The 21,863-nt window shown below is 68.1% G+C and carries 20 protein-coding genes; 15 read left to right on the top strand and 5 right to left on the bottom strand.

What is annotated here, in order from left to right:
* Positions 1 to 112 precede the first annotated feature (112 nt).
* The 5 genes from EV691_RS10365 (at position 113) to guaD (ending at position 7,320) form a co-directional block, all read left to right on the top strand.
* Complete coding sequence (locus EV691_RS10365) at positions 113 to 1,060, top strand: adenosine deaminase (RefSeq protein ID WP_131302888.1); 948 nt, start codon at positions 113 to 115, stop codon at positions 1,058 to 1,060.
* A 102-nt stretch (positions 1,061 to 1,162) separates the two neighbouring features.
* A complete protein-coding gene (xdhA, locus tag EV691_RS10370) occupies positions 1,163 to 2,611 on the top strand; it encodes a xanthine dehydrogenase small subunit (protein ID WP_131302886.1) in 1,449 nt (482 codons plus the stop codon).
* Positions 2,604 to 5,048, top strand: coding sequence for a xanthine dehydrogenase molybdopterin binding subunit (gene xdhB, locus EV691_RS10375; RefSeq protein WP_242672689.1), 2,445 nt, complete (start codon positions 2,604 to 2,606; stop codon positions 5,046 to 5,048). The genes xdhA and xdhB overlap by 8 nt, the downstream gene beginning before the upstream one ends.
* Positions 5,045 to 5,887: a xanthine dehydrogenase accessory protein XdhC gene (gene xdhC, locus EV691_RS10380; RefSeq protein WP_131302884.1), complete on the top strand. Its 843-nt coding sequence runs from the start codon at positions 5,045 to 5,047 to the stop codon at positions 5,885 to 5,887. Before xdhB ends, xdhC begins: the two co-directional genes overlap by 4 nt.
* A gap of 134 nt (positions 5,888 to 6,021) precedes the next feature.
* Positions 6,022 to 7,320, top strand: coding sequence for a guanine deaminase (gene guaD / locus EV691_RS10385; protein WP_131302882.1), 1,299 nt, complete (start codon positions 6,022 to 6,024; stop codon positions 7,318 to 7,320).
* On the opposite strand, the gene EV691_RS10390 is transcribed toward guaD, so the two are convergent.
* Together EV691_RS10390 and EV691_RS10395 are read right to left on the bottom strand one after the other, a co-directional pair.
* Positions 7,315 to 8,829 carry a class I adenylate-forming enzyme family protein gene (locus EV691_RS10390; protein ID WP_131302880.1) on the bottom strand — a complete coding sequence of 505 codons (1,515 nt, stop codon included), beginning with the start codon at positions 8,827 to 8,829 and terminating at the stop codon, positions 7,315 to 7,317. The two genes, guaD and EV691_RS10390, sit on opposite strands and share 6 nt — an antisense overlap.
* Positions 8,830 to 8,831: 2 nt before the next feature.
* Complete coding sequence (locus EV691_RS10395; protein ID WP_131302879.1) at positions 8,832 to 10,010, bottom strand: acetyl-CoA acetyltransferase; 1,179 nt, start codon at positions 10,008 to 10,010, stop codon at positions 8,832 to 8,834.
* A gap of 271 nt (positions 10,011 to 10,281) precedes the next feature.
* Here EV691_RS10395 and EV691_RS10405 point away from each other — a divergent pair, with 271 nt between their 5' ends.
* Entirely contained in the window at positions 10,282 to 10,848 is a 567-nt protein-coding gene (locus EV691_RS10405; protein WP_131302877.1) for a LuxR C-terminal-related transcriptional regulator, read from the top strand.
* 26 nt (positions 10,849 to 10,874) lie between these two features.
* Here EV691_RS10405 and EV691_RS10410 read toward each other — a convergent pair whose 3' ends face one another.
* Both EV691_RS10410 and uraH read right to left on the bottom strand, forming a co-directional pair.
* A complete protein-coding gene (locus EV691_RS10410; RefSeq protein WP_131302875.1) occupies positions 10,875 to 11,060 on the bottom strand; it encodes a hypothetical protein in 186 nt (61 codons plus the stop codon).
* Between the two features lie 41 nt (positions 11,061 to 11,101).
* Entirely contained in the window at positions 11,102 to 11,452 is a 351-nt protein-coding gene (gene uraH, locus EV691_RS10415; protein WP_131302873.1) for a hydroxyisourate hydrolase, read from the bottom strand.
* A gap of 115 nt (positions 11,453 to 11,567) precedes the next feature.
* Here uraH and puuE point away from each other — a divergent pair, with 115 nt between their 5' ends.
* The 8 genes from puuE (at position 11,568) to EV691_RS10455 (ending at position 18,292) form a co-directional block, all read left to right on the top strand.
* Positions 11,568 to 12,497: an allantoinase PuuE gene (gene puuE, locus EV691_RS10420; RefSeq protein ID WP_131302871.1), complete on the top strand. Its 930-nt coding sequence runs from the start codon at positions 11,568 to 11,570 to the stop codon at positions 12,495 to 12,497.
* Positions 12,494 to 13,009, top strand: a complete 516-nt coding sequence (uraD, locus tag EV691_RS10425) for a 2-oxo-4-hydroxy-4-carboxy-5-ureidoimidazoline decarboxylase (protein WP_131302870.1) — start codon at positions 12,494 to 12,496, stop codon at positions 13,007 to 13,009. Before puuE ends, uraD begins: the two co-directional genes overlap by 4 nt.
* A gap of 9 nt (positions 13,010 to 13,018) precedes the next feature.
* Positions 13,019 to 14,014: an allantoicase gene (gene alc / locus EV691_RS10430; RefSeq protein ID WP_131302868.1), complete on the top strand. Its 996-nt coding sequence runs from the start codon at positions 13,019 to 13,021 to the stop codon at positions 14,012 to 14,014.
* Positions 14,015 to 14,057: 43 nt separating this feature from the next.
* The gene (locus EV691_RS10435; RefSeq protein WP_131302866.1) at positions 14,058 to 14,558 is read left to right on the top strand and encodes an ureidoglycolate lyase; all 501 of its coding nucleotides are present in this window, start codon (positions 14,058 to 14,060) and stop codon (positions 14,556 to 14,558) included.
* 38 nt (positions 14,559 to 14,596) lie between these two features.
* The gene (locus EV691_RS10440) at positions 14,597 to 15,784 is read left to right on the top strand and encodes a urate hydroxylase PuuD (RefSeq protein ID WP_131302864.1); all 1,188 of its coding nucleotides are present in this window, start codon (positions 14,597 to 14,599) and stop codon (positions 15,782 to 15,784) included.
* Between the two features lie 199 nt (positions 15,785 to 15,983).
* Positions 15,984 to 16,289 (top strand): hypothetical protein, encoded by a 306-nt coding sequence (locus EV691_RS10445; RefSeq protein WP_131302862.1) that lies wholly within the window; start codon positions 15,984 to 15,986, stop codon positions 16,287 to 16,289.
* Positions 16,290 to 16,307: 18 nt separating this feature from the next.
* On the top strand, positions 16,308 to 17,204 hold the full coding sequence (mmsB, locus tag EV691_RS10450; RefSeq protein WP_131302860.1) for a 3-hydroxyisobutyrate dehydrogenase: 897 nt from the start codon (positions 16,308 to 16,310) through the stop codon (positions 17,202 to 17,204).
* Positions 17,201 to 18,292: an enoyl-CoA hydratase/isomerase family protein gene (locus EV691_RS10455; protein WP_131302858.1), complete on the top strand. Its 1,092-nt coding sequence runs from the start codon at positions 17,201 to 17,203 to the stop codon at positions 18,290 to 18,292. Before mmsB ends, EV691_RS10455 begins: the two co-directional genes overlap by 4 nt.
* Positions 18,293 to 18,733: 441 nt before the next feature.
* On the opposite strand, the gene EV691_RS10460 is transcribed toward EV691_RS10455, so the two are convergent.
* Positions 18,734 to 19,027 carry a hypothetical protein gene (locus tag EV691_RS10460; protein WP_242672688.1) on the bottom strand — a complete coding sequence of 98 codons (294 nt, stop codon included), beginning with the start codon at positions 19,025 to 19,027 and terminating at the stop codon, positions 18,734 to 18,736.
* 331 nt (positions 19,028 to 19,358) lie between these two features.
* On the opposite strand from EV691_RS10460, the gene EV691_RS10465 reads away from it, so the two are divergent.
* Positions 19,359 to 21,848, top strand: a complete 2,490-nt coding sequence (locus EV691_RS10465) for a heavy metal translocating P-type ATPase (RefSeq protein ID WP_131302856.1) — start codon at positions 19,359 to 19,361, stop codon at positions 21,846 to 21,848.
* Positions 21,849 to 21,863: the final 15 nt, after the last annotated feature.

The raw sequence follows: 21,863 nt of genomic DNA on the forward strand, positions 1-21,863 counted from the left end.
ACTGCCCTCGCGGCAGTGGCGGGGCACCGCGACAAGAGGCAAGCTAGTCATCACGCGCAGGGCCATTCCAAGGACCCTGCCCGCCTGCCCCCGACGACAAGAGGCCGCCCCCATGTACGCCTGGCTCAATGCCCTGCCCAAAGCCGAACTGCATCTGCATCTGGAAGGCTCGCTGGAGCCGGAACTGCTGTTCGCCCTCGCCGAACGCAACAAGGTCGTCCTGCCCTGGCCCAACGTGGAAAGCCTGCGCAAGGCCTACGCCTTCCACAACCTGCAGGAATTCCTCGACCTCTACTACCGGGGCGCCGACGTGCTGCGCACCGAACAGGACTTCTACGACCTGACCTGGGCCTACCTGCAGAAGTGCAAGGAACAGAACGTCGTCCACACCGAACCCTTCTTCGATCCGCAGACCCACACCGACCGCGGCATTCCCTTCGAGGCGGTGCTCAGCGGCATCGGCCAGGCGCTGGAGGATGGCCGCAAGCAGCTCGGCATCAGCAGCGGGCTGATCCTCAGCTTCCTGCGCCACCTCTCCGAGGAGGAGGCGCACAAGACCCTCGACCAGGCCCTGCCCTTCCGCCACGCCTTCATCGCCGTGGGCCTGGACAGCTCGGAAAAGGGCCACCCGCCGCGCAAGTTCCGCCAGGTGTTCGACCGCGCCCGCGCCGAGGGCTTCGCCACCGTCGCCCATGCCGGCGAGGAAGGCCCGCCGGAATACATCTGGGAAGCCCTCGACCTGCTCAAGGTCAAGCGCATCGACCACGGCGTGCGCGCCGCGGAGGACCCCAGGCTGCTGGAGCGGCTGATCGACGAGCAGATCCCGCTGACCGTCTGCCCGCTGTCCAACGTCAAGCTCTGCGTGTTCAAGGACATGGCCGAGCACAACATCCTCAGGCTGCTGGAAATGGGCGTGAAGGTGACGGTGAACTCCGACGACCCGGCCTATTTCGGCGGCTACGTCACGGAGAACTTCGCCGCCCTGCAGGAAAGCCTCGGCATGACCTGCGAGCAGGCCGAACGCCTGGCCCAGAACAGCCTGGATGCTCGCTTGGTCTGAATTGGTTACAGGCCTTTCCCACCGGCGGCGCGGTCATGGTGGAAAATCGCTGCGCGAGTTTTTCACCCTACGCGCGGCACCGTCGAATCTCCGGAGGATGCAGTGATCCAGTTTCTCCTCAACCGCGAACTGCGCAGCGAGCGCACCCTCGACCCGAACCTCACGGTGCTCCGCTACCTGCGCGAGCACCGGCACAAGACCGGCACCAAGGAGGGTTGCGCCTCCGGCGACTGCGGCGCCTGCACCGTGGTGGTCGGCGAACTGGTCGGCGAGGGCGGCCGGGAGCGCCTGCGCTACCGCAGCCTCAACGCCTGCCTGACCTTCGTCGCCGCCCTGCACGGCAAGCAGCTGCTCACGGTGGAAGATCTCAGGCACGACGGGCAGCTGCACGCCGTGCAGCAGGCGATGGTCGACCAGCACGCCTCGCAGTGCGGCTTCTGCACGCCCGGCGTGGTCATGTCGCTGTTCGCCCTGCAGAAGAACGCCGACAACCCCGACCGGGAACAGGCCTGCGCAGCCCTAGCCGGCAACCTCTGCCGCTGCACCGGCTACCGGCCGATCCTCGCCGCCGCCGAGCAGGCCTGCAGCGCTCCAGAGCCGGACCAGTTCGATGCCGCCGAGGCCGAGATCATCGCTGCGCTCAAGGCCATCGCCCGGGACGCCACCGAACTGACTGACGGCGACAAACGCTGCCTGCTGCCGGCCAGCGTCGCCGAGCTGGCCGCGCTCTATGCGGCCCACCCCGAGGCGCGGCTGTTCGCTGGCGGCACCGATCTCGCGCTGGAGGTGACCCAGCAGCACCGCGCCCTGCCGCTGAGCATCCACCTCGGCCGCATCGAGGAGCTGAAGCGGGTGACGCTGGGCAGCGATACCCTCGAGATCGGCGCCGCCACGCCGCTCACCGACTGCTACGCCGCGCTGGCCGCCGAGTACCCGGACTTCGGCGCCCTGCTCGCGCGCTTCGCCTCCCTGCAGATCCGCAACCAGGGCACCCTGGGCGGCAACATCGGCAACGCCTCGCCGATCGGCGACGCGCCGCCGCTGCTGATCGCCCTCGGCACCCGCCTGCTGCTGCGCAAGGGCGAGGCCACCCGCACGCTCGCGCTGGAGGACTTCTTCCTCGACTACAAGGTCACTGCCCTGGAGCCGGGCGAGTTCATCGAGAAGATCCTCGTGCCGCGCGCCCGTCCCGGCCAGGCGTTTCGCGCCTACAAGCTGTCCAAGCGCCTGGACGACGACATCTCGGCGGTCTGCGCCGCCTTCAATCTCGCGATCGAGGACGGCCAAGTGCGCGAGGCGCGCATCGCCTTCGGCGGCATGGCGGCGACGCCCAGGCGCGCCGTGGCCTGCGAGCAGGCGCTGCGCGGCCAGCCGTTCGATGCCGCTGCCATCGAGCGCGCCTGCACGGCGCTGGCCGGCGACTTCGCGCCGCTCAGCGATTTCCGCGCTAGCCGCGAGTACCGCCTGCTCGCCGCGCAGAACCTGCTGCGCAAGGCCTTCCTCGAACTGCACACGCCGGCACTGCCGACCCGGGTGACCGATCATGTCTGACCTCACACCTCATACCCAGGAAGAACTCGCCGCGCTGTTCCGCGCGGAGCTGGTCACCGGCGTCGGCCGCAGCGTCAGGCACGAGAGCGCGGCCAAGCACGTGACCGGCGAGGCGCTCTACGTCGACGACCGCCTGGAGTTCCCCAACCAGCTGCACGTCTACGCGCGCCTCTCCGAACGCGCCCACGCACGCATCCTCAGGATCGACACCGCACCCTGTTACGCCATCCCCGGCGTGGCCATCGCCATCACCAGCGCCGACGTGCCCGGCAAGCTGGACATCGGCCCGGTGTTTCCCGGCGACCCGCTGCTCGCCGACGGCATCGTGCAGTACCTCGGCCAGCCGGTGCTGGCGGTGGCCGCCGACAGCCTGGAGAACGCCCGCCGCGCGGCGCTGGCGGCAATCATCGAATACGAGGACCTGGAGCCGGTGCTGACGGTGGACGAGGCCCTGCGCCGCCAGCAGTTCGTCCTCGACAGCCACAGCCACCGGCGCGGCGACGCGGTCGCGGCGCTGGCCAGCGCCCCCCATCGCCTCGCCGGCAGCCTGCGGATCGGCGGCCAGGAGCATTTCTACCTGGAGACGCAGATCGCCGCGGTGCTGCCCACCGAGGACGGCGGCATGCTGGTCCACAGCTCGACCCAGCACCCCACCGAGGTGCAGAAGCTGGTCGCCGAGGTGCTCGGCGTGCCGATGAACAAGGTGGAGGTGGACATGCGCCGCATGGGCGGCGGCTTCGGCGGCAAGGAGACCCAGGCCGCAGCGCCGGCCTGCCTGTGCGCGGTGATCGCCCGCCTCACCGGGCGGCCGACCAAGATGCGCCTGCCGCGCAGCGAGGACATGCGCATCACCGGCAAACGCCACCCCTTCCAGGTGGAGTACGAGGTCGGCTTCGACGATGACGGCCGCCTGCACGGCGTGCACATCCAGCTGGCGGCCAACTGCGGCTATTCACCGGACCTCTCCGGGGCCATCGTCGACCGCGCCATGTTCCACGCCGACAACGCCTATTACCTGGGCGAGGCGCTGATCGACGGCCACCGCTGCAAGACCAACCTCGCCTCGAACACTGCCTTTCGCGGCTTCGGCGGCCCGCAGGGGATGCTCGCCATCGAGGAGATCATGGACGCCATCGCCCGCCACCTCGGCAAGGACCCGCTGGCGGTGCGCAAGCTCAACTACTACGGCAAGACCGAGCGCAACGTCACCCACTATCACCAGACGGTGGAGCACAACCTGCTCGAGGAGATGACCGCCGAGCTGGAGGAAAGCTGCGCCTACGCCGCGCGCCGCGAGGAAATCCGCGCCTTCAACGCGCAGAGCCCGGTGCTCAAGAAGGGCCTGGCGCTGACCCCGGTGAAGTTCGGCATCAGCTTCACCTCGAGCTTTCTCAACCAGGCCGGCGCGCTACTGCACGTCTACACCGACGGCAGCATCCACCTCAACCACGGCGGCACCGAGATGGGCCAGGGCCTCAACACCAAGGTCGCCCAGGTGGTCGCCGAGGTGTTCCAGGTGGACATCGCGCGCATCCAGATCAGCCCGGCGAACACCGGCAAGGTGCCCAACACCTCGCCCACCGCCGCCTCCAGCGGCGCCGACCTGAACGGCAAGGCGGCCAAGGAGGCGGCGCAGACCATCAAGCAGCGCCTGGTCGAATTCGCCGCCCGGCACTGGCAGGTCGGCGAGGAAGATGTGCAGTTCAGGAACGGCCAGGTGCGCATCCGCGACCGCTACCTGAGCTTCGAGGAGCTGATCCAGGCGGCCTACGTCGGCCAGGTGTCGCTCTCCAGCACCGGCTTCTACCGCACGCCGAAGATCTACTACGACCGCACCCAGGCGCGCGGCCGGCCGTTCTACTACTACGCCTTCGGCATGGCCTGCGCCGAGGTGCTGGTCGACACCCTGACCGGCGAGTACCGCCTGCTGCGCGCCGACATCCTCCACGACGTCGGCGCCTCGCTGAACCCGGCCATCGACATCGGCCAGGTCGAGGGCGGTTTTGTCCAGGGCATGGGCTGGCTGACCAGCGAGGAGCTGGTCTGGGACGACCAGGGCCGGCTGCTCACCACCGGGCCGGCCAGCTACAAGATCCCCACGGTCGCCGACGTGCCGGCCGACCTGCGGGTCAAGCTGGTGGAGAACCGCCGCAACCCGGAGGACACGGTGTTCCACTCCAAGGCCGTCGGCGAGCCGCCGTTCATGCTCGGCATCTCGGTGTGGTGCGCGATCAAGGACGCCGTGGCCAGCCTCGCCGACTACCGCCTGCAGCCCGCCATCGACGCCCCGGCGACCCCGGAGCGGGTGCTCTGGGGCGTGGAACAGATGAAAAAGCTGCACCAGGACGTAGGGTGGGTGCAACTCGCCGGACAGGGTCAAGGCGCAACTCCCAATGGCGGGTTGCATCCGCCCTACGAATCGGGGAGCCACGCATGAGCAACATGACCTGGATCGACGCCCTCGCCGACCTGCAGCGCCGCGGCGAGCCCTGCGTGCTGGTGACCATCGTCGAGGAACAGGGCTCCACGCCGCGCAACGCCGGGGCGAAGATGGTGGTCGAGCGCGAGCGGCTGCACGACACCATCGGTGGCGGGCACCTGGAATTCAAGGCCATGCAGATCGCCCGCGAGATGCTGGAAAGCCGCAGCCGCGCCGCGCGCCTGGAGCGCTTCGCCCTCGGCGCCAGCCTCGGCCAGTGCTGCGGCGGCGCCACCGTGCTGCTGTTCGAGCCGCTGGGCCAGCCGCAGGCGCGCATCGCCCTGTTCGGCGCCGGCCACGTCGGCCGCGCCCTGGCCCCGCTGCTCGCCGGCCTGCCATGCCGGCTGCGCTGGATCGATTCGCGCGAGGAGGAGTTTCCCGTCCCGCTACCCGCCGGGGCGGAACAGGTGGTCAACGACGAGGTGCTCGAGGAGGTCGAGCGGATGCCCGCCGGCAGCTACTTCATCGTCATGACCCACGATCACCAGCTCGACCTGCAGCTCGCCGAGGCCATCCTCAAACGCAATGATTTCGTCTACTTCGGGCTGATCGGCTCGAAGAGCAAACGCGCCCGCTTCGAGCACCGTCTGCACGAACGCGGCCTGGCCGCCGAGACGGTGCAGCGCATGCGCTGCCCGCTGGGCCTGCCCGAGGTGAAGGGCAAGCTGCCGCTGGAGATCGCCATTTCCATCGCCGGCGAGGTGATCGCCACCTACAACGCCCGTTTCGGCGAGCAAAGCCAGGGCGGCGAGCGCATCGCCAAGCTGCTGCCGGCCTCGCGGCGCACCCCGGCCTGAAAGTAGGTAGGGTGGATGGCCGAAGCCATCCACCATGGTGGACAAGCCTGCGGCGTTGTCCACCCTACAAACTGATCGCCAGCCAGCTGGCTCCTACCTTGTCGGGACCGACTCAACACATGAAGGACCGTCCGATGCACGCCCACCGCGCCGCCCTGCTCCACTGCCTCGCCGATCCCCGCGAGGTGGGCATCGAGCAGTCGTACCAGTACTTCGAAGACGGCCTGCTGCTGGTCGAGGACGGCAAGGTGGCGCAGATCGGCGATGCCGCCAGCCTGCTGCCGACCCTGCCGGCCGGGGTCGAGGTGGTCGAGTACCATGACGCACTGATCGTCCCCGGCTTCGTCGACACCCACATCCACTACCCCCAGGTGGACGTGATCGCCTCCTACGGCACCCAGCTGCTGGAATGGCTGGAGACCTACACCTTCCCCGCCGAAGGCCGCTTCGTCGACCCGGAGCATGCCCGCGCCCAGGCGCGCTTCTTCCTCGAAGAACTCCTGCGCAACGGCACCACCACCGCGCTGGTGTTCGCCACCGTGCACCCGCAGTCGGTGGACGCCTTCTTCGAGGAGGCGAGCCGGCTCGACCTGCGGATGATCGCCGGCAAGGTGCTGATGGACCGCAACGCCCCGGACTACCTGCGCGACGACGCCGCCTCCGGCTACGACGAGAGCAAGACGCTGATCGAGCGCTGGCATGGCAAGGGCCGCCTGCACTATGCCGTCACCCCGCGCTTCGCGCCGACCAGCACGCCCGAGCAGCTGGAGCTGGCCGGCCGGCTGCTGCGCGAATACCCCGGCCTCTACCTGCACACCCACCTCTCCGAGAACCGTGCGGAGATCGACTGGGTCAAGGAGCTGTTCCCCGAGCGCAAGCACTACCTGGACGTCTACGACCATTATCGCCTGCTTGGCGCCCGCTCGGTGTTCGCCCACGGCATCCACCTCTGCGACGACGAGTGCCGGCGGCTCGGCGAGAGCGGCTCGGCGGTGGCTTTCTGCCCGACCTCCAACCTGTTCCTCGGCAGCGGCCTGTTCGACCTGGCCAGACTGGAAGGCCACGGCGTGCGCGTCGGCCTGGGCACCGACGTCGGCGGCGGCACCAGCTTCTCCCAACTGCAGAGCCTCAACGAGGCCTACAAGGTGCTGCAGCTGCAGGGCCAGCAGCTCGATCCGTTCAAGGCGCTGTACCTGGCCACCCTCGGCGGCGCCCGGGCGCTCTACCTGGACGAACAGATCGGCAACCTGCAACCGGGCAAGGACGCCGACTTCGTGGTCCTCGACTACCGCGCCACGCCGCTGCTCGCCCGCCGTCTGAAGCAGGCGCGCAGCCTTGAGGAGAAGCTGTTCGCCCTGACGATCCTCGGCGACGACCGGGCAGTTAAGGAAACCTTCGCCGCCGGGCGCTCGGTGCACCGGCGCGAGTCATAGGCAGCGGCGCAGTTCGCTCTTGAGAGTCTTGCCGTAGCTGTTCTTCGGCAGCTCCTGGCTGAACAGGTAGCGTTTGGGCTTCTTGAACGATGCCATGCGCTCGACGAACCAGGCGTTGAGAGCCTGCGCGCTCACCTGCTCACCCGGACGGAGGACGACGAAGGCCACCACGCGTTCTCCCCATTCCGGGTCCGGCTCGCCGACCACCGAAACTTCGGAGATCGCCGGATGCAGCGCCAGCACCTCCTCCACTTCGCGGGGATAGATATTGCTGCCCCCGGAGATGATCACGTCCTTGGAGCGGTCGGTGAGAGTCAGCAACCCATCCTGGTCCAGGTAACCGATGTCGCCGGTATATAACCAGCCGTCCACCAGCGTCGCGCCGGTTGCCGCCTCGTTGCGCCAATAGCCCTGCATTACGCTGGGACCGCGCACGACAACCTCGCCGGGCTGGCCTGGTGGCAGTGGATGACGCGATCCATCCACCACGCAGACCTCGACGCACGACTGCGCATAGCCGACCGAGAACGCCAGCCGCTGCCAGTCCGACCGCGCTCGGTCGGCGATCAGCTCGCGGGAGAGCGCCGTGATCGTCATCGGACTTTCGCCCTGGCCGTAGATCTGGATCAGCCGCGGGCCGAAGGTCGCCACCGCCTCCTGCAGATCGGCCAGATACATGGGTGCACCGCCGTAGACGATGGACTTGATGCCGTCGCCGCCATAACCCTGGCGCCGCGCCTCTTCGACCATGCGCTTGACCATGGTCGGTGCCGCGAACAGGGTCAGCTGCCCCAGCCTCCTGGCCAATCCGAACAGCTCGGCGGCATCGAAGCCGCGTGAGGCGGGAATCACGTGCCGGGCTCCGCAGCGAACATGGATGAAGTTGTACAACCCCGCCCCATGGGACATGGGCGCGGCATAGACGCAAGCGTCGTCCGCGCTGACCGGATCGACATCGACCGGATAGCAGAGGGACATCGCAGTCAGGTTGCCGTGGGAAAGCATCACACCCTTGGAGCGCCCCGTGGTGCCGGAGGTATAGAACAGCCAGGCGAGGTCGTCCGGGCTACGCCGGATGGGACCTGCCAATAGAGGGGCGGCCTGCTTCAGTCGCTCGATCATGCTTCCGCGGCCGGCCAGCTCCCGGCATTGCGCGGGCAGTTCGCCTTCGGCGAACAGGCTTCCGTCGTCGGTGAAGATCAGCCGGGCTTGAGCGTCGTCGGCGATCCAGGCAGCCTCGCTGCGATGCAGCTTGCAGTTGATCGGTACCGCTACCGCGCCGGCCCACCAGATGGCGTGGAGCAGCTCCAGGTACTCGCAGCAGTTCCTCATGAACAGCGCGACGTGCTCTCCCGGCGCGATGTCGTAGTCATCGCGCAGCGCCGTTGCCAGGGCACCGGCGCTGGCCGCGAACGTCCGGTAGTTCGCGACCAGCCGCTCGCCTTCGTACAGGGCCGGCCGCTCGGGCCAGTGGCGCGCGGCATCGTTCAGCCAGTTGGCGAGGTTCATGGTCAGGCCCTCTCCGCTTGCAGCACGCTGGCGTAATTCGCCACCGCCATGCCGCCCATGTTGAACACCAGGCCGAATTCTGGCTGCTGCAGGGCGATGCCCATGGGATTGCCGGTGAGCTGGCGGAACGCCATGGCGTGCATCGACACCCCGGTCGCGCCCACCGGATGGCCCTTGGCCTTGAGGCCTCCGGAGAGGTTCACCGGCAGACGCCCGTCGGCCAGTACCGTGCCATCCTCCAGCGCGCGGAATCCCTCGCCTTTCGGTGCCAGCCCCATGGCCTCGTAGATCATCAGCTCGGCGATGGTGAAGCAGTCATGCACCTCGGCGAAGTGCAGGTCGGCAAGGGTCACCCCGGCCTGCTCCAGGGCGGACCGGATCGCCCGCTGCGGGCCTTCGAAGGCCAGGAAGTCCCGCCTCGAGAGGGGCAGGAAGTCGTTGACCTGAGCCATGGCGCGGATGGCCACGCTGCGGCGGAACTGCCTGGCCCGCTTCGCCGAGGCCAGCACGATTGCCGCAGCGCCGTCGGAGATCAGCGAACAATCGCTCAGGCGCAGTGGCGGCGCGATCAGCGGGTTGCTCTCGGACACCGTGTTGCAGTGTTCGAGGCTCATCTCCCTGTGCATCTGCGCCAGCGGGTTGCTCATGGCATTGCCATGGTTCTTCACCGCTATGGCTGCCATCGCTCCCAGCGGGTCCCGGTAGCGCTCCCCATATTGCCGGGCGGCCATGCCGAACTGCTGCGGGAAGCTCAAGGCGGCCTCCTGGGGATCATTCTGGTAGCCGGCGCCAGCCAGGGCACGGGTGACGGCGCTGGTGGAGTTGGACGTCATCTTTTCCGCACCGACCACCAGTACCAGTTCGGCAGCGCCCGAGCGGATCGCCTCGATCCCGGCCCGGATCGCCGCAGACCCCGAGGCGCAGGCATTTTCGCAACGGCTGGCCGGCTTGAAACGCAGTGCCGAGTCCGCCTGCAATACCAGCGAGGCCGGGAAGCCATCCGTCACCATTCCCGAGTTGAAATGGCCGAGGAACACCGCATCGATCTCGGCCGCTTCTACGGCGGCCTCCTCCAGCGCCTCGCGTGTCGCCTCGACGATCAGATCTTCGAGCGTCTGGCCTTCCAGCCTGCCGAAGCGAGTATGGCCGCTAGCCACGATGGATACCGAATCCGTGATCATTTGAATTGCCTCTGTTGTTGCCCGGTTGACGGCGGCTCGGCCGAGAAGGCGGCTTTCGCCACGGTCTCCCGTTGTTGTTATGAGGACCGAAAACCATGAGGTCTTGTAGCGACACCGACCGGTACACAGCGGCGCTGTCGGTGTGCTGGACTTACGATGGCGCACGATTGGCATGCCCGATATGCGTGCAACTACGTACAGGCGTGAGTATTGGTGGCCGGGCGGATCAGGTCGTTTAGGCTGTACTTGAAGGCAACATGAAGGACAAGGTATGGCAGCACATACGTCCGAACCTGGCGATCTGGCCAGCCTGGCGTTCCGGGTTTCGCCAGCGCCGCAGGTGATCACCGCAAATCGCCGGATACTCGACTTCAACGAAGCGTTCCAACGCCTGTTCGGCTATGAGCGTCAGGAACTGCTTGGCCAGCTGATCCTGCGGCTCTATCCCTCGCGCGCCGACTACCAGGCGATTGGCGAGCGTTGCCTGAGCTGGCTGCGCAAGAGTCGCTCCTACTCCGACGAACGATTCATGCAGCAGTGCGACGGCAAAGTCTTCTGGGCGCACGCCGATGGCTACACGCTGACGCCCGAGGAACCCTTCCGGCTGATGGTCTGGCACTTCGAGCGCATCGACCGCTCCATCCGCGCGACAGTGAACCTGACGCCTCGCGAACGGGAAATCTCGGCGTACATCGTCAACGGCCTTACCTGCAAGGAGATCGGCCGCAAGCTGGGAATTTCCCACCGGACCGTGGAGGTACATCGGGCGCGCCTGATGAAGAAGCTAACGGCAAAGAACAGCGCAGATTTGGTTTCCAGGATCATCGTTCTGAATTGATTCAATCCGACGCCAGCGTCCGCTACTCACCCAACGCCACCTGGCGTGACGCGCCGCAGACCATCAATCGGCTCCTGGCAGGAACTGCAGTCGCCGGAGACGCGCAAGGGATTGCAGCTGCCGCACAGGTACTCGCCCTGCTCGGCCAGCGCCAGGCAGGCCAGGTCGTCGACCAGCGGCTCGGTGCGGCCGTGGAGGTTGCGCAGTACCACCGAGGGCACTCCAGTCGAGAGTGCCCCACGACAAGGCGGCTCTAACTGCCGCGGTAGGTGGAATACCCGTAGGGCGACACCAGCAGCGGCACGTGGTAGTGCCCCTCGCCGCCCAGCCCGACGCGCAGCACCACCACGTCGAGAAAGGCCGGCTCGGCCAGGCTCAGCCCGCGGCGGCGGTAGTAGTCGCCGGCATGAAAGTGCAGCTCGTAGACGCCGGCGCGAAACGCCTCGCCCTCCAGCAGCGGCGCGTCGCAGCGCCCGTCGGCGTTGGTCACGGCCCGGGCCAGCAACTGCCGCTGTTCGCCGTCGAGGCGGTAGAGGTCGATGGCGATGCCCGCGCCGGGGCAGCCGTGGGTGGTGTCGAGCACGTGGGTGGTCAGTCTGGCCATGGGTACTGCGGAGCCGGCGGCCCCTTCCTCCTGCGTCCGGATGAGCGGTAGATTTGCAGGAGATACCCTTGTCCCGATAGTTTCAAGCCCAGACACCCGCCGACAGGAGAGTCCCGTGACCAGCCCCTACCCCCGCGACCTGATCGGCTACGCCGGCAACCCGCCCCACCCGCACTGGCCCGGCGAGGCGCGCATCGCCCTGTCCTTCGTGCTCAACTACGAGGAAGGCGGCGAGCGCTGCATCCTCCACGGCGACCAGGAGTCCGAGGCCTTCCTCTCCGAGATGGTCGCCGCCCAGCCGCTGCCGGGCGTGCGCAACCTGTGCATGGAGTCGCTCTACGAATACGGCAGCCGCGCCGGGGTCTGGCGCCTGCTCGAGCTGTTTCGCCGCGAGGGCATTCCGCTCACCATCTTTGCCGTGGCCATGGCCGCCGAGCGTCATCCCGAGGTCATCAGGACGATGGCCGCCGACGGCCACGAGATCTGCAGCCACGGCTACCGCTGGATCGACTACCAGTACATGGACGAAGCCGAGGAGAAGGCGCATCTGGACCGGGCCATCGATATCCTCACCCGGATCGCCGGCGAGCGCCCGCTCGGCTGGTACACCGGGCGCCTCGGCCCCAATACCCGCCGGCTGGTGCGCGAGGAAGGCGGCTTTCTCTACGACTCGGACGCCTACGACGACGACCTGCCCTACTGGGACCCGGCCTCCACCGCGGACAGGCCGCACCTGGTGATCCCCTACACCCTGGACACCAACGACATGCGCTTCACCCAGGTGCAGGGCTTCAACAGCGGCGACGACTTCTTCACCTACCTCAAGGACGCTTTCGACGTGCTCTACGCCGAGGGCGAGGCCGGCGCGCCGAAGATGCTCTCGATCGGCATGCACTGCCGCCTGCTCGGCCGCCCGGCGCGCTTCGCCGCCCTGCAGCGCTTCGTCGACTACGTGAAGGGCCATGACAAGGTCTGGTTCGCCCGGCGCGTCGACATCGCCCGCCACTGGCACACCACCCACCCCTTCCCGGGAGCCGGCCAATGACCGCCTTCGCCACCGTAAAGCCCTCGGCCCTGTCCCGCGAGGCGTTCGTCGAAACCTTCGGCGGCGTCTACGAGCATTCGCCGTGGATCGCCGAAACCGTCTTCGACCGGGGAACCGGCCAGGAAGACGACGCCATCGAGCGCCTGCACGCGCGCCTGGCGCAGGTCGTCCGCTCTGCGCCCCGCGAAGCGCAGCTGGCGCTGATCCAGGCCCACCCGGACCTGGCCGGCAAGGCCGCGGTGCGCGGCGAGCTGAGCGCGGCCAGCACGGCCGAGCAGGCCGGCGCCGGCATCCAGGACTGCACGCCCGAGGAGTTCGAGCGCTTCGAGCGCCTCAATGCCGCCTACCAGGCGCGCTTCGGCTTCGTCTTCATCATGGCGGTGAAGGGCAGCGACCGGCAGCGGATCCTCGCCGCCTTCGAGGAACGCCTGAACCACACGCCCGAGCAGGAATTCGCCCGCGCCCTGGCCGAAATCGACAAGATCGCCCTGTTCCGCCTGCAGGCGATGTAAGGACTACACATGAAGAACTACGCTGCGCCCTTCGAGAAATACCTGAACCTCGCCGACGCCCGCCTCGGCACCCGCGCCCTCTACGTCACCGACGATTGGTTCGCGCCGGTCGAGCGGATGCTCCAGCCCACCGAGCCCGAGTGGAAGGAAGGCGTCTACGACGACAACGGCAAGTGGATGGACGGCTGGGAGTCGCGGCGCAAGCGCTTCGAGGGCTACGACCACGCGGTGCTGCGCCTCGGCGTGCCCGGCTCGATCAAGGGCGTGGACATCGACACCCGCCATTTCACCGGCAACTATCCGCCGTCCGCCTCGCTGGAAGCCTGCTTCCTCGCCGAAGGCGATCCCGACGAGCACACCGAATGGGTCGAGGTGCTGCCGGCGGTCGAACTCGAGGGCAACAGCCACCACTTCCACAGCGTCGCCGACCCGCGTCCCTGGAGCCACCTGCGCTTCAACATCTACCCGGACGGCGGCGTGGCGCGCCTGCGCGTCTACGGCATCCCGCACCGCGACTGGAGCGCGGTCGGCGCCGACGAGCCGCTCGACCTGGCCGCCGCGCTCAATGGCGGGCGCGCCCTGGCCTGCTCCGACGAGCATTTCGGGCGCATGGGCAACCTGCTCAATCCGGGACGCGGGGTGAACATGGGCGACGGCTGGGAAACCGCGCGGCGGCGCACGCCGGGCAACGACTGGGTGATCGTCGCCCTCGGCCATCCCGGCGAGATCGAGCGGATCGTCGTCGACACCCTGCACTTCAAGGGCAACTACCCGGACAGTTGCTCGATCCAGGCGGCCTTCGTCAAGGGCGGTACCGACAGCCAGATCGAAACCCAGAGCCTGTTCTGGCGCGAGTTGTTGCCCAGCCAGAAGCTCTCGATGCACCAGGAGCACGAGTTCGTCGAGCAGATCAGGCCGCTCGGGCCAATCACCCACGTGCGCCTGAACGTCTTCCCCGACGGCGGCGTCAGCCGCCTGCGGCTGTTCGGCCGGCTGGCCAGATAGCCGGCGGATTTGAAGCCGCCATTTTTTATTGAGAGCCCAGCCTATGCGCACCCTGAGCATCGAACCCCTGAGCAAGGCCGCCTTCGCTCCCTTCGGCGAGGTGATCGAGACCGAAGGCAGCGACTATTTCATGATCAACAACGGCTCGACCCGCCGCTATCACGCCCTCGCCCAGGTGCAGACCAGCGCGCCGGAGGACCGGGCCATCGTCAGCATCTTCGTCGCCCGCACGCTGCCGATGCCGCTGACCATCCGCATGCTGGAGCGCCACCCGCTGGGCAGCCAGGCGTTCGTGCCGCTGCGCGGCAACCCCTTCCTGATCGTGGTCGCCCCGCCGGGCGACGCCCCGCGCCCGGAACAGGTCCGCGCCTTCCTCGGCAACGGCCGCCAGGGAATCAACTACCAGCGCGGCGTCTGGCACCACCCGGTGCTGGCGCTGACGGACGACGACGAATTCCTGGTGATCGACCGCAGCGGCACCGGCGCCAACTGCGACGAGCATTTCTTCGGCGAAGACGAGCGGCTGCTCCTGCGCCATCCGTGACAGACAAGGTCCGCTGGCGCGGACCAGAGGTATCCTGCGTGGAAGCACACCTGACCGAATGGCTGAACCTCGCCATCCGCTGGATTCACATGATCGTCGGCATCGCCTGGATCGGCGCCTCCTTCTATTTCGTCTGGCTGGAGAACAACCTAGACCGGCGCACGCCCCGCGAAGGACTCGCCGGCGATCTCTGGGCGATCCACGGCGGCGGCATCTACCATCTGGAGAAGTACAAGCTGGCCCCGCCGCGCATGCCCGAGAAGCTCCACTGGTTCAAGTGGGAGGCCTACAGCACCTGGCTGTCCGGTATCGCCCTGCTCACCGCGGTCTACTACCTGAACCCGGGCCTCTATCTGCTCGCCCCCGGCAGCGCGCTGCCGCCGGCGGCGGCGGTGGCTCTGGGCTTCGGTTCGCTGATCGCCGGCTGGCTAGTCTACGACCGTCTATGCGACTCGCCATTGGGCAGGCGCCCGGCGCTGCTCGGCGGCACGCTGTTCGTATTGATCGTCCTCGCCGCCTGGGGCTACAGCCAGGTATTCGGCGGCCGCGCCGCCTACATCCACATCGGCGCGCTGATCGGCACCCTGATGGTCGGCAACGTGTTCCGCATCATCATGCCGGCGCAGCGCGACCTGGTGCGGGCCATCGAGGAAGGCCGCGCGCCGGACCCGCGCCTGCCGGCCAAAGGCCTGCTGCGCTCGCGGCACAACAACTACCTGACCCTGCCGGTGCTGTTCATCATGATCAGCAACCACTTCCCCAGCACCTACGGCAGTCCGTGGAACTGGGCGATCCTCGCCGCCCTCTCGGCGCTCTCGGTGCTGGTGCGCCACTACTTCAACACCCGGCACCGGAGCCAGCGCTTCGCCTGGGCGCTGCCGGCCGCGGCCCTGGGGCTGCTCTGCCTGGCCTTCGTCAGCGCGCCGCGGCAGACGCCCGCGCCGGCCGCCGCCAGCGTGCCGGCCGGCCAGTTCGCCCGGGTCGCCGCGGTGATCGAGGAACGCTGCACGGCCTGCCACTCCGCCCGGCCGAGCAGCCCGCTGTTCGCCAGCGCGCCGGGCGGGGTGATGCTCGACAGTCCCGAGCAGATCCGCGCCCTGGCGCCGAAGATCCACGCCCAGACGGTGGCCAGCCAGCTCATGCCGCTCGGCAACCTCACCGGAATGACAGTGGAAGAACGCGAACTGATCGGCGCCTGGATCGCCGCCGGAGCGAAGATCGACTGAAGCGGGCGGACATCGCACACTCATTGACCTCGGCCGGTAATTCGCCCCCGCGATACCGCACAATCCGCGCAGGGCTGGACGATTTCCACGCCGACGCAATTAGCAATACCGCCAATGGCACCGATGGCATCCCACTGCTAGCCTCCTAGACAGAGTCCGTTCCGGCGTCGGACGAGAACAAGAAGATCGGGGGTTCCCCATGAGCGAGCAAGGCGCCATTACCCGCGTCAGGCTGCTGATCGATGGCTGTTTCGTCGACTCCGCCAGCGAACAGTGGCGCACTGCAGTCGACCCGGCTACCCAGGAAATCCTGATTCGCGAATCCTTCGTCACCGGCTCGAAGTCGAGTGCAACCCTCCGTACCCGTCGCAGGGCACCGATCGCTGCCCACGCGCCTACCCTCCTCAAGCACCAGCAGCCGACCCGCGAACACCTCGTCGCTCCGCGCCGGTGCGACGGAGATCGACTCGGTAGCCCGCTGAACGCCACTACCGCCCTCAAGTGAGCCGCGGAGGAAATCGTCATGCACATCGGTTTCATCGGACTCGGCAACATGGGGGCGCCGATGGCGCGCAACCTGCTCAAGGCCGGTCACCGGCTGAGCGTCTGCGATCTTTCCGCAGCGGCCGTCGCTGCCCTGGCCGAAGCCGGTGCGAGCGCCTGCGACTCACCCGCCGCCGTGGCGCGCAGCGAGGCCGAGCTGATCATCACCATGCTGCCCGCCGCCGCCCATGTGAAGGCGGTCTACCTGGGCGAAGGCGGCCTGCTCGACCAGGTCCGCCCCAGCCTCCTGCTGATCGACAGCTCCACCATCGACCCGCTGAGTGCCCGCGAAGTCGCCGCCGCCGCCCGGGCGCATGGCAATCCCATGCTCGATGCGCCGGTTTCCGGCGGCACGGCGGGCGCCGCGGCCGGCAGTCTGACCTTCATGGTCGGCGGCGCCGCGGAGGATTTCGAACGCGCCCGGCCGATCCTCGCCGCCATGGGCAGGAACATCGTCCACTGCGGCGACGCCGGCAACGGCCAGGTGGCCAAGGTCGCCAACAACCTGCTGCTTGGCATCTCGATGATCGGCGCCGCCGAGGCCATGAGCCTGGGCGTGGCGCTGGGCATGGACGCCGGGGTGCTGGCCGGGGTGATCAACAGCTCGAGCGGCCGCTGCTGGAGCACCGACACCTACAACCCCTTTCCCGGCGTGCTGGACGACGTCCCTGCCGCGCGCGGCTACCGCGGCGGCTTTCGCAGCGACCTGATGCTCAAGGATCTCGGCCTGGCCAGCGAGGCCGCCCGCCAGATCGGCCAGCCGGTGTTCCTCGGCGCCCTCGCCCAGCAGCTCTACCAGGTTTTCGTCGCCCAGGGCCATGAGGCCCTGGACTTCTCCGCCATTATCCACCTCTACAACAAGGACAATCACCCATGACGCACCTTTCCGACTGCCCCGTACTGGTTACGGAGAGCAACCGCATCGGCCACCTGACCCTGAACCGCCCGGACAGCCTCAACACCCTCACCCTGCCCATGGTCTGCGCCCTGCATCGCCAGCTCGAGGCCTGGGCGGCGGACCCGACGATCCTCGCCGTGGTGCTGCGCGGCGCCGGCGACAAGGCCTTCTGCGCCGGCGGCGACATCCGTGCGCTGTACGACAGCTTCCGCGCCGAGGACGGCCGCCACATAACCTTCTTCGAGCGGGAATACGCCCTCGACTACTATCTGCACTGCTACCCTAAGCCGGTGCTGGCCCTGATGGATGGCCTCGTCCTCGGCGGCGGTCTGGGCCTGGTCCAGGGCAGCATGCTGCGGGTGATCAGCGAACGGACCCGGGTGGGCATGCCGGAAGTCGGCATCGGCTACTTCCCGGACGTCGGCAGCAGCTACTTCCTGTCCCGCCTGCCCGATGCCCTGGGCCTCTACCTGGGCGTCACCGGCGTGCATCTCTCGCCTGCCGACGCGCTCTATGCAGGTCTGGCCGACTGGTACCTGCCGAGCGAGGGCTTCGCCGAACTGGAACGCAGTCTCGACGAGCTGGCCTGGGACAAGCACCCGCGCCAGGCGCTCGGCAACCTGCTGGCCGCCTTCGGCAAGCGCCACCTGCCGGGCGCGGAGCTCAAGAAGCTGCACCCGGCCATCGAAACCCACTTCTCCCTGGCGGACATCCCGACCATCCGCGCCTCGCTGCTCGCCGAGCACCGCCCGGAATACCGCGCCTGGGCCGAGGAAACCGTCCGCCTGCTGGACAGCCGCTCGCCGCTGTCGCTCTGCGTGACGCTCGAGCTGCTGCAGCGCGGCCGCCACCTGTCCCTCGACGACTGCTTCGCCCTGGAACTGCACCTGGACCGCCAGTGGTTCGCCCAGGGCGACATCATGGAAGGCGTGCGGGCGCTGCTGGTCGACAAGGACAAGTCCCCGCGCTGGAACCCGCCGACCCTCGCCGAAGTCAGGCCAGAGCAGGTCCAGGCCTTCTTCGCCGACTTCAAGCCCGGCGAGGAGGGGGTGGTTCCGCTGATGTAAGCAAGCATCCCCTGGCCGCTCCTCCGGCGCCATGAATCTCGCCGGCCTCCTTTTCAAGGGGGCCGGAAGGATTGCACATGCGTCCCGCCGAAGATCATCCCGCCTGCCCGCTCGCGGGTCCGCACTGCAGCAAAAGCAAAGTCCAGAACAGAGCCCTGGAGTCTGCTCGCTGCCCCGTGTAAGCCATGACCTACAAAAATTCGGGAACCTTGCCAATTTCTTCGATGCGGCCGTCCCGGTAGATTCACTCCCACAGCGACATCGAAGGAACGATGTAGGCTGCCAGGGATGGAAGCTAGGGAAAGTCGCAGGATAGCGACATCATCAGGATGATGGCCCCAGGGACGAAGGGAATGACATGAAACGGCGAGAGCGACCCTCTCGCCGTTTTTGTTTGTGCCGAAGAAAAGGCCCGGAGAATGGTGCCGGGCCGGCGGGTTTTCAGCGGATGACGGTGGTGTCTTCGCTGCTGGCAGGTTCGGCGGTCTGCGACTTGCTGGTGGCGGACAGGGTGTTGTCGGCCACATCCTCCGCGCCGTCGCCGACCAGCATGCCGACGCCGGCACCGATCAGCATGCCGATCGGGCCGCCGATGGCGCCGATCATCATGCCATTCATGCCACCCAGCGACTTGCCGGTGGCTTGTTCTTCAGACTCGTCGCCAGCCTTGGCGAGCGGCACGCCGTCAATGGCCAACAGGCTGAGGGTCAGGGCTAGGGCGCCGGGCGTTTTCATGATGGCGGTTCCCTCCAAGGAACGTTTCGCTGATCTTTGCCACTGTCGCTCTGCGCGAATAACGGGAGCCGCGATGCTTCCGCGCGGCGGAGCACAGCAATGGCAAAACAATGTCTATTGAAAATCCGATGGATCGACTCCCTCCCTGGCCCGCAGCGGGAATCCGGGCAGCTTCATGCCCTGAGTCGTCCTTATAATCATTTTGCCAGCCAGCGCTGCGCCGACCGATGACTTGGGACAATCTCCGGGCGGGCGGCGGCCCCGGAGCTTGACCTTGCCACCACCGGAAGCTCTAAGGTGGCCGGCATCCGGGATTTCCAGTGAGACCACCATGGATTCATCAACCAACGCCCAGCGTCCGAGCGAAGGTACGCATCTGAACCTGACGGTCGAGGGCATGACCTGCGCCTCCTGCGTCGGGCGCGTCGAGCGGACCCTGGCCAAGGTGCCCGGCGTGACGGGCGCCAGCGTCAACCTGGCCAGCGAGCGTGCTGCCGTCGCCTTCGCCGGGACGCCCGACGTGCCCGCCGCCATCGCCGCGCTGCACAAAGCCGGCTACCAGGTCGCCGAAGATAGCGTCGAACTGAGCGTGACCGGCATGACCTGCGCCTCCTGCGTGGGCCGCGTCGAACGCGTGCTGCGCAAGGTGCCGGGGGTGACTGAGGCCAGCGTCAACCTGGCCAGCGAGCGCGCCCGGGTGCGCGTGCTGCGCGGCGTGCCGACGACCGCGCTGATCGCCGCCATCGAGCGCGCCGGCTACGAAGCCAAACCCGTTGCCACCGCCGGCGACCTGTTCGATGCCGAGGAAGCTCGACGCAGCGCCGAACAGGGTGCGCTGAAACGTGCGCTGACCCTCGCTGCCGTCTTCACCCTGCCGGTATTCCTGCTGGAGATGGGCGCGCACCTGATCCCCGCCCTGCACCACCTGATCCTCGCCACCCTCGGCCAGCAGGCCAACTGGGTCCTGCAGTTCGTCCTCACCACTGCGGTGCTGTTCGGTCCCGGCCTGCGCTTCTTCCGCCTCGGCGTGCCGGCACTGCTGCGTGGGGCGCCGGACATGAATTCGCTGGTCGCGGTCGGCACCAGTGCCGCCTGGCTGTTCTCACTGGTCGCCACCTTCGCCCCCGGCCTGCTGCCGGCCGGCACCGTGCACGTCTACTACGAGGCGGCGGCAGTGATCATCACCCTGATCCTGCTCGGCCGCTTCCTCGAGGCCCGCGCCAGGGGCCGCACCTCGGAGGCAATCAAGCGCCTGATCGGCCTGCAGGCGAAGACCGCCCGGGTACGCCGCGACGGCCAGGTGCAGGAGGTGGCCATCGAGGCGGTGCGCAGCGGCGACCTGCTCGAGGTGCGCCCCGGCGAGCGCATCCCGGTGGACGGCGAGGTGATCGAGGGCGCGAGCTTCGTCGACGAGTCGATGATCACCGGCGAGCCGGTGCCGGTGGAGAAGACGCCCGGCGCCGGCGTGGTCGGCGGTACCATCAACCAGAACGGCGCGCTGACCCTGCGCGCCACCCGCATCGGCGGCGACACCGTGCTGGCGCAGATCATCCGCCTGGTCGAGCAGGCCCAGGGCGCCAAGCTGCCGATCCAGGCGCTGGTCGACCGCGTCACCCTGTGGTTCGTCCCGGCGGTGATGCTCGCCGCGCTGCTGACCTTCATTGCCTGGATGGTCTTCGGCCCTGCGCCGGCATTGACCTTCGCCCTGGTCAACGCGGTGGCCGTGCTGATCGTCGCCTGCCCCTGCGCCATGGGCCTGGCCACGCCCACCTCGATCATGGTCGGCAGCGGCCGCGCCGCCGAGCTGGGCGTGCTGTTCCGCAAGGGCGAGGCCCTGCAGCTGCTCAAGGATGCGAAAGTGGTGGCGCTGGACAAGACCGGCACCCTGACCCGCGGCAAGCCCGAGCTGACCGATCTGATCCTCGCCGAGGGCTTCGAGCGCGGCATGGTGCTGGCCAGGGTCGCCGCCGTCGAGGGCAGGTCCGAACACCCCATCGCCCGCGCCATCATCGCGGCGGCAGAGGCGGAAAACCTCGTCCTCGGCCAGCTGGAGAACTTCGAGTCGGTCACCGGCTACGGCGTACGCGCCACGGTGGACGGCGTTCGGCTGGAGATCGGCGCCGACCGCTTCATGGCGCAGCTTGGCCTCGACGTGGCGATCTTCGCCGGCGAGGCCAGACGCCTCGGCGACGAGGCCAAGACCCCGCTGTACGCCGCCGTCGACGGTCGCCTGGCGGCCATGCTGGCGGTGGCCGACCCGCTCAAGGACGGCACCCCGGCGGCGATCCGTGCCTTGCATGCACTGGGCCTGAAGGTGGCGATGATCACCGGCGACAACCGCCGCACCGCCGAGGCCATCGCCCGCCAGCTCGGCATCGACGAGGTGGTCGCCGAGGTGCTGCCGGACGGCAAGGTCGCGGCGGTCGAGCGCCTCAAGGCCGCCCATGGCCGCCTCGCCTTTGTGGGCGACGGCATCAACGATGCTCCGGCGCTGGCCGCGGCAGATGTCGGCCTGGCCATCGGCAGCGGCACCGACATCGCCATCGAGGCCGCCGACGTGGTGCTGATATCCGGCGACCTGCGCGGCGTGCCCACGGCCATCGCCCTGTCCCGCGCGACCCTCGGCAACATCCGCCAGAACCTGTTCTGGGCCTTCGCCTACAACACCGCGCTGATCCCGCTGGCCGCCGGGGTGCTTTACCCGGTCAACGGCATGCTGCTGTCGCCGATCTTCGCCGCCGGCGCCATGGCCCTGTCCAGTGTGTTCGTGCTCGGCAACGCGCTGCGCCTGAAGCGCTTTCGGCCTGCCGCCCACGCCTGAGCGGAGCGGAAAAAG

It is taken from the genome of Azotobacter chroococcum (genome assembly GCF_004339665.1).
Lineage (GTDB): Bacteria > Pseudomonadota > Gammaproteobacteria > Pseudomonadales > Pseudomonadaceae > Azotobacter > Azotobacter chroococcum.

Coding starts and splice junctions, on each gene's coding strand:
- EV691_RS10365 (WP_131302888.1), top strand. CDS start 113: ATGTACGCCTGGCTCAATGCCCTGCCCAAAGCCGAACTGCATCTGCAT.
- xdhB (WP_242672689.1), top strand. CDS start 2,604: ATGTCTGACCTCACACCTCATACCCAGGAAGAACTCGCCGCGCTGTTC.
- xdhC (WP_131302884.1), top strand. CDS start 5,045: ATGAGCAACATGACCTGGATCGACGCCCTCGCCGACCTGCAGCGCCGC.
- guaD (WP_131302882.1), top strand. CDS start 6,022: ATGCACGCCCACCGCGCCGCCCTGCTCCACTGCCTCGCCGATCCCCGC.
- EV691_RS10390 (WP_131302880.1), bottom strand. CDS start 8,829: ATGAACCTCGCCAACTGGCTGAACGATGCCGCGCGCCACTGGCCCGAG.
- EV691_RS10395 (WP_131302879.1), bottom strand. CDS start 10,010: ATGATCACGGATTCGGTATCCATCGTGGCTAGCGGCCATACTCGCTTC.
- EV691_RS10405 (WP_131302877.1), top strand. CDS start 10,282: ATGGCAGCACATACGTCCGAACCTGGCGATCTGGCCAGCCTGGCGTTC.
- uraH (WP_131302873.1), bottom strand. CDS start 11,452: ATGGCCAGACTGACCACCCACGTGCTCGACACCACCCACGGCTGCCCC.
- uraD (WP_131302870.1), top strand. CDS start 12,494: ATGACCGCCTTCGCCACCGTAAAGCCCTCGGCCCTGTCCCGCGAGGCG.
- alc (WP_131302868.1), top strand. CDS start 13,019: ATGAAGAACTACGCTGCGCCCTTCGAGAAATACCTGAACCTCGCCGAC.
- EV691_RS10435 (WP_131302866.1), top strand. CDS start 14,058: ATGCGCACCCTGAGCATCGAACCCCTGAGCAAGGCCGCCTTCGCTCCC.
- EV691_RS10445 (WP_131302862.1), top strand. CDS start 15,984: ATGAGCGAGCAAGGCGCCATTACCCGCGTCAGGCTGCTGATCGATGGC.
- mmsB (WP_131302860.1), top strand. CDS start 16,308: ATGCACATCGGTTTCATCGGACTCGGCAACATGGGGGCGCCGATGGCG.
- EV691_RS10455 (WP_131302858.1), top strand. CDS start 17,201: ATGACGCACCTTTCCGACTGCCCCGTACTGGTTACGGAGAGCAACCGC.
- EV691_RS10460 (WP_242672688.1), bottom strand. CDS start 19,027: ATGAAAACGCCCGGCGCCCTAGCCCTGACCCTCAGCCTGTTGGCCATT.
- EV691_RS10465 (WP_131302856.1), top strand. CDS start 19,359: ATGGATTCATCAACCAACGCCCAGCGTCCGAGCGAAGGTACGCATCTG.